Raw genomic sequence first — 12,076 nt, 5'->3', positions numbered from 1 at the left:
CTCAAAAGACTAGCTGCTAGCTAGCTAAAAAAGATATCAAATGGGTTCTATAGCGCTTCTGTGTTGAGTCCAATAGAAACCTAATCCCCAACCGCTTCCCTTGTAGGGAAGAGGAGTAGATTCAAAGCTTCTCTCCGAAGCTGAGAGAGGAATGGAAATGAGGTCAGAGTGCATTCGATAATAACAACGCATCTGCCATGTACGAAAATTGGTGAGAGAGTTGACCTGGGGAACATCCTAGAGTCAAGATAAAAGGGTTAGATATCTTGTCAAAGTACTAAGCACATCTGATATCGCCTAATTTTCTTTCATTTCCCTACTTTTGGGGTAAAGATGAAGGCTGGGGGCGATAACTTATTAACGCGGCAAAAAACTTAAAAAAGTACGCACGGATTGCTAAGACGTGCCTGGACGCAGAGGGTTAAATGCGCCGTTGCACCCCGATGAAGCGTCAAGAAATAGCTGATTAAATCAAATTCTAAGCGATTTAATCATATATTTTGTAGCAGATACTTGTGGAAAAGAAAATGCTAGGTGTAAATGTTGTTATGAAAGTTGGCGATCGCGTCCGCGTTAAAGATTCGGTAGTGGTGTATCATCATCCTGAACATCGGAATCAGCCTTTTGACATCAAAGGCACAGAAGGCGATGTAGTAAATATTGCCACCCAATGGCGAGACAGACCCGTAAGCGCTAATCTACCGATTGTAGTCCAGTTTAGTAAAAAGTTTAAAGCCCATTTACGTGAAAATGAGTTAGAAGTCATCTAAATCACTTATCGGCGGCGAAACCACTGGAAAATATTCAGTTCGCCGCGCATTCTTTTAAGCTCTTGGCGGTTTTGTTCTGCTGTTGTATAATACCATTCACAATAACGCTGAAACTCTGACCGTGACCGAACTTCGTGGTAAAACTGATGGGTTGTTTGGTAAGAGGCAAAAGCTTCCTCAACTTGGGGTTGAGGGGATGGCATAATATAAGGTAAATTTTTAGACATAATATTAATAAAGTTAAGAGTAGGGAGTGGAGGAGTTTTGAACTCAGACAATTACCGCACTTCATTATTAATAACTCATAACTCATAACTCATAACTTTCTATCAACCGAATGGTGTGGATAGTTACTGGTTTTGTCCAAGGTGAGTTGAGAATGTCTAAAGATAGAAGGGTCTGCACTGATAACACCAAAATTGTGGAAGTCATCAATGCAGAAACTAGCGATTTTTTTGGTATAAGTATTTACTTTGTTTACTCATTACAACCTTTAGCCTCTTGTAACCTTAGCTACACCGGAGTATTAATTCCTGCTCTTTAAGACGCTACACGAACACAAAACTACATAATTCGGTAAAATTGGGTAAAGCAATTTTTGTGCTTGTTAAACAAAGGCATCAGCAAACCCATGCAACTGAAACTCAGTGCATCTCGACTTCCCTTCGCTCCTCTTTTGTTAATTGCCCCCTTTTTCCTATGGGGGACGGCAATGGTAGCGATGAAAGGAGTCATACCCCATACCACACCGCTATTCATGGCAGGTGTGCGTCTGATACCAGCGGGGATGTTAATTCTGATTGCAGCAGCATTCATGGATAAACCCCAGCCCAAGGGTTGGGCTGCATGGCTGTGGATTGCCTTATTTGCCCTAGTAGATGGGACGCTGTTTCAAGGCTTTTTGGCAGAGGGATTAGTCAGAACCAGTGCGGGGTTAGGGTCTGTGATGATTGACTCGCAACCCTTGGCTGTGGCCTTGCTGTCGTTGTGGCTATTCCAAGAACACATTGGTTTTTGGGGATGGCTGGGGCTAGGCTTGGGAGTCACAGGCATTAGTTTAATTGGCTTACCTGATGAGTGGATTTTACATTTTCTCGACTCAGGCGCAAATATTACAATTGGCAACTGGCAAGATTTGTTTGCTAGCGGCGAGTGGTTAATGTTGTTAGCAGCGCTATCAATGGCAGTAGGAACAGTGTTAATCCGGTTTGTGTGCCGACATACTGACCCAGTAACTGCCACGGGATGGCACATGATTTTGGGTGGATTGCCACTATGGGGAGTTTCATCAGTTGTCGAATCTCAGCAGTGGGAGAATCTGGGAGGAGCTGATTTACTGGCTTTGGGTTATGCTACCGTATTTGGCAGTGCGATCGCCTATGGGTTATTCTTCTACTTTGCCTCTAGTGGCAGTCTCACTAGTCTTAGTTCCCTCACCTTTCTCACACCCATCTTTGCCCTACTATTCGGTAACCTGTTCCTCTCAGAAGTCCTCAGTCCGTTGCAATGGATTGGTGTATTTCTCACTTTAATCAGCATCTATCTCATTAACCAACGTGATGCTTTAGCAGCAAAAAACGATACAGTTACTGTCGGTGAAATAGCTAATATACAGCAATCAGTTTTAGAAGCATCTGCTAAAAAAAAATTGAACCCCATAACCCTAGCAGTCAGAGAATCTAAATCAAAAATTTTACCCTAACTCGTTAAAAGGGGATGAAGGAGACAAGGGGACAAAAAGAATAACAATCCCAATCTCCAATCCCCAATCCCCAATCCCCAATAAAAAATGACAGTTAACATTTGGTCATCTAGAAGGTATTGTGGTATCGAAGACTTCAAAAGCACGTTCAGGCTGAAACTTGCAATATGAGGCTATGTCGTTCCTCAATTCTGATATTTACCTGTTTTTCTTGCGTGGGTTTTTACCCAAATCGCTCAAGCACAGCCACATCTAACCTAGCACCTGAAATTTTAGAACTTGCACAAGCTAGTTCGACAGTTACTGCTAGTCCGGCTGTTTTGAGATATGGTAGTCGAAAATCAGATGTGCAGAGATTACAAACCCAATTAAAGCAGTTGGGATACTACAGTGGTGTGGTAGATGGAGTGTACAATGCCAGTACGGAAATCGCTGTAGCTAAATTCCAGAAAGCAAAGGGTTTAAAAGTAGATGGTCTTGCTGGTCTGGCGACTAGGGAGAGACTGCAAGCTGCTTTGGCTACCAAAAATCAGATTGTCACTTCTCCAAGAATCACTTCTCCACTAGTCACTTCTCCAATAGTCACCTCTCCTACTCAGACTCCCCAACGAACTGCAAAACCCAACCCAACTGAGAGAGGTTTTGTTTGGTGGTTAATATTTGCCATTGGAGTTCTAGGATGTACAGGCGCACTTTTTTACCTGCTGAGATGGTTTCGTCAGGTCAAACAAGTTCAAAAGTCCGAAATATTAAATAATAAAAGTTTGAGTGAAGCTAACAAAGACCCGGTTACACGATCCTTACCAGAGAGAGTAACTAATCCACAAACAACTGCGCCACCACCACCCCCACAATTTTTGCTAACAGAAAAAACTTCCCGTCTTACTAAACTCAATATCGTAGATGAATTAATTCAAGACTTACGTAGTTCTGACCCAACAAAGCGGCGCAAGGCTATTTGGGATTTGGGTCAGCAGGGAGATTCGCGGGCAATTCAGCCTATGGTTGACCTGATGATTGATGCTGATTCTCAAGAAAGCAGTTTAATTTTGGCAGCTTTGGCAGAAATTGGCACCCGCATACTCAAACCGATGAACCGGGCTTTAGCAGTTTCAATCCAAGATGAAAGTCCACAAGTGCGGCAAAATGCGATTCGTGACCTGACCCGCCTTTATGACATGATGGGTCAAATGACTCAGATGTTACGCCATGCCCTGGAAGACCCAGATGCCGAAGTGCAAGCAACAGCACGATATGCTTTAACTCAGATGAATCGAATGCGTGGTTTGCCGGAACAACAGAGTCTACCGGAGGATTCAAACAACGATTCACGAGAATAGAGCAGGAGTCATTAGATTTTAGATTTTTACTAGCTTGCTTCCCCGTAGGAGTAAGGGTGACGCTCGAACCCGAACTAGCGTGTCGCAGACAAGACTCGGCTTAACTGTGTTATCGCTTTTGGCGTTAGCCTTTCCCTTTCGGAGAAGATGGCGTTCACCAAAATCTAAGTTCCGCTAAAAGCGCACCAAGTTGAAATTTGCTATCAGCCTAAAAATACTTCAACTGGATTTGGATATTGGTATCCGGGCCTGCGACTAAAAATGCTGCTTCGCTAAATTTAGGCGCACTGGCACGAATTTCTGGGTTGCTGGAAAATCCAAAGCCTTCGCTTGGGATACCTAAAATATTGCGATTGAGAATGCGGTCATTATTTTGATCGTGGAAGACAGCAACGGCGTAACTACCTGCTTTCAAGTTGTCAAAGGTAATGGGTAAAGGAGTGTCAGTAATCTTGATACACTGTTTTTGTAAGACGCGATCGCGATCGCTAGGAAATCCTTCACTGCTAGCAAATATACTGGCACAGACTTGTCCTTCTTTATTCTTCAAGCCATCAATTTCCACGGTGAGTTTGCCGTTAAAATTTGCCTTGGCACTAAATGACCACGCCAAACTTCCCAGAACTGCCAATAGCAGCATACTAACTCTCAATCCTTTAACCATAAAATTTTCACAAGGTAAAATAAGTTTTGCTGAAATTAACTTTTCACTTTGATTCAGATCGCGCAGACTAATAGTGACATTATTAAGTCAATACTCGCAAGCATCCTGCTATATTTCGTCTCTAGATTGGTCTAAATAGTCAGTGTAAATAACTTTAGTAGGAGTTTAAGAAACTATTGGCACATCTGTAAATATTTTTCGGAGTTCTTCGTCAGAACTTTATGATGTAGTTTCTAAAACAACCAAGTCTTATTCACCTAATTTTTAATCTTTTGAGTCAGAATTCATTAGCAATCCCAAAGCCGCCCACTAGACTCAGATGGTTACAGCCGATATTCATCTCTGCGAGAAAAATCTGTATCAAAAGCAACGCAGATTTCCAAGACATATCCTGAGACAGCGGATTAGTCCAGCTATTTATAGAAAAGTTATCATTTAGGTAAGTGTAAATTCACAAGCGATCGCTATCCTAATTAATCGGGTGTCCCACTTGACAGCGCAAAGGCAGAGAAACTCCGTCTCCTGGCTTATCGTTAAACATCGCCTACCTTTCAAAGCACTAATCAGTGAACTAAACATCTATCTAAACTCCTATACAAGCTTGTAGCCTGAGTTAAACATAATTGGATAACAAACCTAATTTGCTTAAAGAAACCGGGTTTAGAGTACCTGTAATATGGGAGACTTGGCAATATTCCCTATAAATCAGATTCAAAATGAGTAACAGTAACACTATTTCGGATATTGCAGTCAAGACCATCAACGGTGAGGATAAGCAATTAAACGACTACACCGGTAAGGTACTCTTAATTGTAAACGTGGCTTCCTACTGTGGTTATACTTCTCAATATGAGGGGCTAGAAAAGTTGAACCAGAAGTATGGGGAAGCAGGATTACGTATTTTGGGGTTCCCTTGTAACGATTTTGGAGCGCAGGAGCCAGGAAGCAATGAAGAAATTGGGCAATTCTGTACGAGCAAATATGGTGTTACCTTTGAACTATTTGATAAAGTTCATGCCAAAGGCTCACAGCAGCATCCACTTTATGAGCGACTTACCAAAGCCGTTGAGCCAACGGGAACTGTTGCTTGGAATTTTGAAAAATTCTTAGTTAATAAGCAAGGTGAAGTGGTAGCCAGATTTAATAGTAGTATCCAGCCAAATTCATCAGAGATAATTACCACAATTGAGAAAGAATTAGCAAAATAGTCACTAGTCATTAGTCATTAGGTTGTACTATTGATATTGATTTTTGACTCTGGACTATTAAATTTATACCAATTTGAAAAATGATGGCGACAGAGGGAAGACAAAAAGCTTATTAACCAAGTTTTTCCCAATCCAAAATCTAAAATATAAAATGGTATTATTTCCGTCCAGTTCCTTAATTGAGAATATTGTCTCAATGAGTATTTATAATTTATTTGTGTTTAATTTGTCATGAACGTTGCAATTATTGGTTGTGGTTATGTTGGTTATAAAGTTGCTCAATATTGGCAGCAAAAGATGAACTTTGTTGTCAGTGTAACCACAACTTCCCCTGAGCGTGTCCCGGCACTACAATCAGTATCCCAAAGAGTTGTAGTTACCCGCGGTAATGACTTAGATAGTCTAAAATCAGTTTTGCATAATCAAGATGTTGTACTTTTGAGTATCGGTGCAAAAGATGCGGAAGTTTATGAAGAAACTTATCTACAAACTGCCCAAACTTTAGTTTCATGCTTGCAGCAGATTAAGAGCGTGAAACAATTAATATATACAGGAAGTTATGCTGTATATGGTGATAGAAATGGTGTATGGGTAGATGAAGAAACGCCGCTTGCACCCGCTAATTTAAATGCACAAATTCTCCGAAAAACAGAGGACGTGTTGCTATCAACATCTAACGAAAATCTCCGTGTTTGTATCTTCCGCTTAGGAGGTATTTATGGAACTGGTAGGGAACTATTGAAAATATTTGGTAGATATTCTGGTACAACCCGTCCGGGCAATGGCGAGGATATCACCAATTGGATTCATCTAGATGATATTGTTGGTGCAATAGAATTTGCCCGTCACCGTCGTTTGCAAGGGATTTACAATCTGGTAGATGATGCACATCTCACCAGCCGAGACTTGCTAGATAGCTTATTTGAAAAACATAATTTACCCAAAGTTAGATGGGATACTTCTATTAAGAGGACTCGCTCATATAATGCTTGGGTATCTAATGAAAAGCTCAAAGAAGCTGGATACCAGTTGATTCATCCACAGATGATTTTTTAGCAAGCATTAAAAACTAGGAATTATGCAACCATCTGCTGTAGCTAACACAACCAATTTGACAGCATCTCCTAGCCAGTTTTACACTTGGCAAAATTATCATTGCGCCTACGAAGTTCATCAACCAACTAACACAACACCAAAGGGTATTCCCTTACTATTAATTCATCCAATTGGCGTCGGATTGTCGCGGCAATTTTGGCAACGATTTTGTCACCAATGGTATAATATAGGTCAGCTTAATTCAATTTACAACCCTGATTTACTAGGATGTGGTGAAAGTGATATGCCCCATCTGGCTTACACTCCTAGTGATTGGGCAGAACAGTTGCAGTACTTTTTACAAACAGTAGTGCAAAAACCCGTCATTTTAGTAGTACAAGGTGCTTTATTGCCAGTTGCCATCCAATTAGTCCAAAAGGAATCAAGTTTAATTGCTGGACTCGTACTTTCTGGGCCGCCAGCGTGGGCTTTGATGACAAATAAATCACCAGAATGGCAGCAAAAAGTCCTTTGGAATCTGTTAGATTCGCCTTTGGGAAGTGCTTTTTATCGCTATGCACGCACCCCAAAATTTTTACGTTCTTTTTCGATTCGTCAACTCTTTGCTTCTGAAAATGCTGTGGATGCAGAGTGGTTAAATACATTAATTGCAGGGGCAGAAAATCCTGCTAGTCGCCATGCAGTATTTTCTTTTTTAGCAGGGTTTTGGCGAAAGGATTATACTAGTTTTATCGCCTCTATTCAGCAACCAACATTAGTGGTTGTGGGGGAAACTGCATCGAGTATTAGCCAAGACAATGCAAAAGAAACGCCAGATGAACGCTTGGCTCACTACCTTGGTAGTTTACCTCAAGGTCAAGGTATAAAAATAAATGGGCGGAATGTTTTACCTTATGAGTCAACCGCTGAATTTGTAGCAGCGATCGCGACCTTTATTAATGAAGTTTCTTAGCTGATTGATAGTTAGATTGTACCAGTTCTTCCATGATAGGTTATGACTGGAATTGATTACTAAAGGCAAGCAAAATTATGTTCCCCAATCGCCGAGGACAAAGAGTTCCCAGTGTCACTTTTCATACTCGCAATAACAACGAGTGGGTGGATGTGACAAGCGATAGTCTATTTGCTGATAAAACAGTGGTTGTCTTCTCTTTACCAGGTGCTTATACTCCCACTTGTTCATCAACTCATCTCCCTGGCTATAACGAATTGGCAGGGGTTTTCAAAGAAAATGGTGTGGATGACATTATCTGTATTTCTGTCAATGATACCTTTGTGATGAACGAATGGGCAAAGGATCAAGAGGCAGAAAATATCACACTCATTCCCGATGGAAATGGTGAATTTACTGAAGGTATGGGTCTGTTGGTAGATAAATCAGACTTGGGTTTTGGGAAGCGATCGTGGCGTTATTCTATGCTGGTGAAAGATGGCGTAATTAACCAGATGTTTATTGAACCAGAGGAGCCAGGAGATCCCTTTAAGGTGTCCGATGCTGAAACAATGCTCAGATACATCAACCCCCAAGCAGTGAAGCCCGAAGTAGTTTCCCTGTTTGCGAAAGTCGGTTGTCCCTTCTGTGCGCGTGCTAAGGCGATGCTCAAGGAACATGGGATTAACTATGAAGAAATTTCCTTGGGTAAGGATATCACCACACGGTCGTTAAAAGCAGTTACGGGTGCGACAACAGTTCCCCAAGTGTTTATCGATGGTAAATTAATTGGTGGTTCTGAGGCACTAGAAGCCTACTTTGCCGCTAAATAGCTTTCACCTGAAGTTGACACAGGTGAAAGTCATCGTATTTGACCACAGCCTGATTTGTAAGAATTGAAAGCCACAGATCCCCGACTTCTCAAAGAAGTCGGGGATCTTGTTTATCATCAGTAATTAACAAATCTTCAGATTAGGAAATGTATTTTTGTCCAGCGACTCACTAGCGATCAGATAAAATTGACTCGGATTGAATTTCCATTTATTTAAAAGACAATATGTTTGCCAGAATCCGCCGAATTTTGAGTCAATTTTTTAGCAAGTCAAGGACAATCAACAACGAACCACTGAATAAAGTGAGTTTGATTGTGATTATTTTGATTGATATTTTTATCTTGATTAATGTTTTTGCGGGACTCGATGATATTAGCAGATGGCATATTAGCCCAACCGAGGCTTATCCATGTTATTCAGAGTGGCAAAGTTACCGAAAACAAACCACTAAAGATAAAGACTATGAAATTGTTAGACTTTCATTGCCATATAACACAAACAATCAACTCAAGTTTAAGCAAAGCTATCAACAAGCTGAAGCAGGACATCTGGGTAAGGTTTCTCAAACGTGCTTGCAATATGCTGATTACAAGGATAAGATTAACAATCCTGAAAAACAGCAAATCATCAAAACTATTGATCAAAAACAAGCGAAAATTAGTATCCTTGAACAAACAAATAACACTATTCAATCCCAATATGACTCAACGCTTTTAGAAAAAATTGCCGGTCAAGGTCGTGAACAATCAATTAATCAAATCGGTGCGGAAAAAGCTAAACAGGCATTAGAAGAAAATAATCGCCAAATTTCTACCCTTAAACAAGAAACTTCTACTCTAAAAAATGAACTGCTTACCAAACCCCAAAGTATTAGTTTTTTAACCTTTCTTAAAGATGACAATCAATTTAGAGAAGTTGATCAAGGCTATCAGCAAGCATCATTTTGGTATCCAAGTATCCAGCTTGCTTTTCAGTCTCTCTTTCTTCTCCCACTGATTCTCATTGCCCTATCAGTTCACAGATTTGCCCAAAGAAGAGGATATGGACTCATCTCTCTAATTAGCTGGCATTTGCTAGTTATCTTTTTTATCCCACTAATCGTTAAAATATTTGAATTTATTCAAATAGGTGCAATATTTAAATTTTTGTTTGATATAATCGGCGCTATTTTTGGTGGATTACTTTTCCTGATCAATTATATTTATATCTTGCTGATTCCAATTATTGGTTTTGGAATTATCCAGCTTTTTCAAAAATTTATCTTTAATCCTAAAGTCCAAGCAGCTAGCAGAGTTCAAAAATCACGCTGTGTCAATTGTGCTAAGAAAATTCGACATCTTGATACTTACTGTCCGCATTGCGGTTATTATCAGTATATTGAATGTCAAAACTGTCATAATCTTACTTATAAACATTTGTCGTACTGTAAACATTGTGGAACTTCTCAAGATTCCAGTAATTTGTAATTAGTCAAGTCGTTTATTAGTCTTTTGAACTTAGATATGGAAAAAGTGAAAACAGCCAATCAAGAAAATCAGTCGCCGCTTTCTTTTCTCAAAAACCTATTAATTGCTCGTTGGCGATCGCTCTTACTCCTGTTGATAGGAGTCTATTTACCTTTGCAGGTTTTTGAAATGCTGACAGTAAAGATATGGGAGAATCAAGCGGGCTTACCGTGGGATGTGCCGATTCTGTTAGCAGTTCATTCTACAGTTAACCCACAGTTAGATGTTTTAGCAGTGGCGCTAGCTACATTTGGGTTGCCTTGGACGGCGATGCTGATTTTGGGTGCGATCGCACTAATATTACTACTTCAAAAACGCTGGCGATCGCTAGCTTATTTACTCACCGCCTCACTAGGAAGTGTGATCATCAACCGCATAGCAAAAGAATTAATGCATCGAGTGCGTCCACAATTGTGGCAGTCCATTGCGCCTGAGTCTAGTTTTGCATTTCCCAGCGCTCATGCCATGACGAGTATAACTCTGGTAGCAATTTTGCTATTTTTAACTTGGGCTAGCTCTTGGCGTTGGTTGGTTCTCATATTCGGTAGCTTATACATCATCGCTATTGCGTGGTGTCGTCTCTATCTGGGGGTTCACTTTCCCAGTGACATTCTCGCGGGTTGGATGGTTGCATTAGGTTGGACAATTGGCGTCAGTCTAATCATCACACCGAATAGAACTACAGCCAAATCCGTAGATGGCGATCGCCCTGATGATGAAACTACTTTACTCCCTGAAGAAAGAAAGTTGATAACTGAGGAATAGTATTATGTCCGTAGCACTTTGTCAAGCTAGTTTTGAGGGTTTGTAGTAAGCAAAAATCAAAGCGGATTCCTATCGTTTGAAAGTCATCCCCTGAGTATGCCCAGCTTACTGGTATCATGTCTGGCAAAAGACTTAAGTAGTCAAACATTTAGGCTGACGCGGGGACACGGAGAGATTTTAATGATAAGTGATTAGCCGGACTTGAGATCACTGGGGATTCAGGCTAATAAGTTGCAAGAATCACTAACAAAATTGGGTTGAAATCAAGACAGACTAATCCTTTAAGTCAATTTCAACTCAAAAAGACTCTACAATAATCAATCACTTTTATTTATTGAATTTAAAAAAAAAAGTATTTGCTTCTATGTGGAAAGGTCTTTAAAGTAGAATATAGCCGATCAAATAATAAGTTAATTGTAAAGTTTTTCTTAGCAGTAGCTTAAGGAAACAGACTTCAAAACTTTGTATTTTTAGGTGTGAGTTTAAAATATTACGCCTGTGGTAATCTCTAATAAATCAGAATACGCACTTCTAGCCCTGTTAGAGTTGGCAACCTGCTACCCTAAGGGTGAAGCCCTGCAAATTCGAGAAATAGCGGCATTGCAAGACATACCGAACCGCTATTTGGAACAACTTCTGGCAACATTAAGACGTGGAGGTTTAATTAAGAGTATACGCGGAGCCAAAGGTGGTTATGTTCTGGCACGAGATCCTGGAAAGATTACAGTGTTTGATGCTTTTAGCTGTATGGAAGGATCAGATATTGTTGTCTCTAATTGTGAGCCGACTCCCAACACGGTAGAAGGTGAGCTAATTCAGGAAGTCTGGCAGGAAGCACGACAGGCAGCTAACTCTGTTTTGGAAAAATATACACTCCAAGACCTTTGTGAACGTAGAGCAATCCGAGAACAGAAGGAACTAATGTATTACATTTAGGTAATGATGAAGTAGGAAAATTTTCATCCTTAGAGGATGTTTGAAAAGTTTTTTTGGTAACATCTAAGCCTCGAAAATCTAACCCCCCAGCCCCCCTTCCCTACAAGAGAATGGGGGTTTCAAAGCCTCTATCCGTTTTAGGGAGACGAATGGAAGCGGGGTTTTGAGTATACTTTACAACTTTTCAAACAACCTCTAGCATGAATCCCCAGTAAGAATCAAATAACTATTCCAATTCCTTGTTCTGTCATACACTTTATGGGGAAGCAGGGGAGGCAGGGGGAGAGAAACAAATAAGTGTATTTCGAGCTATACAGCACTTCCCGGTGTTACGAGGTACAATAACAGCAATTAGCAAACCAGTTT

13 protein-coding genes are annotated in these 12,076 nt (G+C 40.5%); 10 read left to right on the top strand and 3 right to left on the bottom strand.

All coding sequences use genetic code 11. The annotated features are described in order from the left end of the window. Window positions 1-527: 527 nt before the first annotated feature. A complete protein-coding gene (locus HWQ44_RS29725; protein ID WP_334726750.1) occupies window positions 528-770 on the top strand; it encodes a ferredoxin-thioredoxin reductase variable chain in 243 nt (80 codons plus the stop codon). Between the two features lie 5 nt (window positions 771-775). Here HWQ44_RS29725 and HWQ44_RS29720 read toward each other — a convergent pair whose 3' ends face one another. Beyond that, window positions 776-997, bottom strand: a complete 222-nt coding sequence (locus tag HWQ44_RS29720) for a hypothetical protein (RefSeq protein WP_292725537.1) — start codon at window positions 995-997, stop codon at window positions 776-778. A gap of 82 nt (window positions 998-1,079) precedes the next feature. Continuing rightward, window positions 1,080-1,202, bottom strand: coding sequence for a hypothetical protein (locus tag HWQ44_RS29715; protein WP_292725536.1), 123 nt, complete (start codon window positions 1,200-1,202; stop codon window positions 1,080-1,082). Window positions 1,203-1,401: 199 nt separating this feature from the next. Between HWQ44_RS29715 and HWQ44_RS29710 the strand changes: the two genes are divergently transcribed. Together HWQ44_RS29710 and HWQ44_RS29705 are read left to right on the top strand one after the other, a co-directional pair. Beyond that, window positions 1,402-2,472 (top strand): EamA family transporter, encoded by a 1,071-nt coding sequence (locus HWQ44_RS29710; RefSeq protein WP_292725535.1) that lies wholly within the window; start codon window positions 1,402-1,404, stop codon window positions 2,470-2,472. Window positions 2,473-2,639: 167 nt separating this feature from the next. Then, on the top strand, window positions 2,640-3,812 hold the full coding sequence (locus tag HWQ44_RS29705) for a peptidoglycan-binding protein (RefSeq protein ID WP_292725534.1): 1,173 nt from the start codon (window positions 2,640-2,642) through the stop codon (window positions 3,810-3,812). Between the two features lie 208 nt (window positions 3,813-4,020). On the opposite strand, the gene HWQ44_RS29700 is transcribed toward HWQ44_RS29705, so the two are convergent. Then, window positions 4,021-4,476: a DUF2141 domain-containing protein gene (locus tag HWQ44_RS29700; protein ID WP_292725533.1), complete on the bottom strand. Its 456-nt coding sequence runs from the start codon at window positions 4,474-4,476 to the stop codon at window positions 4,021-4,023. A gap of 716 nt (window positions 4,477-5,192) precedes the next feature. Between HWQ44_RS29700 and HWQ44_RS29695 the strand changes: the two genes are divergently transcribed. From HWQ44_RS29695 to HWQ44_RS29665, 7 genes are all read left to right on the top strand, one after another. Beyond that, on the top strand, window positions 5,193-5,684 hold the full coding sequence (locus tag HWQ44_RS29695) for a glutathione peroxidase (protein WP_292725532.1): 492 nt from the start codon (window positions 5,193-5,195) through the stop codon (window positions 5,682-5,684). A gap of 231 nt (window positions 5,685-5,915) precedes the next feature. After that, window positions 5,916-6,740 carry an SDR family oxidoreductase gene (locus tag HWQ44_RS29690; RefSeq protein WP_292725531.1) on the top strand — a complete coding sequence of 275 codons (825 nt, stop codon included), beginning with the start codon at window positions 5,916-5,918 and terminating at the stop codon, window positions 6,738-6,740. A 22-nt stretch (window positions 6,741-6,762) separates the two neighbouring features. Next, window positions 6,763-7,692, top strand: coding sequence for an alpha/beta fold hydrolase (locus HWQ44_RS29685; protein WP_292725530.1), 930 nt, complete (start codon window positions 6,763-6,765; stop codon window positions 7,690-7,692). Window positions 7,693-7,769: 77 nt separating this feature from the next. Beyond that, entirely contained in the window at window positions 7,770-8,504 is a 735-nt protein-coding gene (locus HWQ44_RS29680; RefSeq protein WP_292725529.1) for a glutathione peroxidase, read from the top strand. A 224-nt stretch (window positions 8,505-8,728) separates the two neighbouring features. Then, window positions 8,729-9,970 carry a hypothetical protein gene (locus HWQ44_RS29675; RefSeq protein ID WP_292725528.1) on the top strand — a complete coding sequence of 414 codons (1,242 nt, stop codon included), beginning with the start codon at window positions 8,729-8,731 and terminating at the stop codon, window positions 9,968-9,970. Between the two features lie 36 nt (window positions 9,971-10,006). Next, complete coding sequence (locus tag HWQ44_RS29670; protein WP_292725527.1) at window positions 10,007-10,774, top strand: phosphatase PAP2 family protein; 768 nt, start codon at window positions 10,007-10,009, stop codon at window positions 10,772-10,774. Window positions 10,775-11,272: 498 nt separating this feature from the next. Continuing rightward, window positions 11,273-11,710: an Rrf2 family transcriptional regulator gene (locus HWQ44_RS29665; RefSeq protein ID WP_292725526.1), complete on the top strand. Its 438-nt coding sequence runs from the start codon at window positions 11,273-11,275 to the stop codon at window positions 11,708-11,710. The last annotated feature ends 366 nt before the right edge of the window (window positions 11,711-12,076 follow it).

The organism is Nostoc sp. JL34 (assembly GCF_017114945.1).
Taxonomy (GTDB): Bacteria; Cyanobacteriota; Cyanobacteriia; order Cyanobacteriales; family Nostocaceae; genus Nostoc.
The sequence above is the reverse complement of the archived record's forward strand: the minus strand, read 5'-3'. Positions and strand labels throughout refer to the sequence as shown.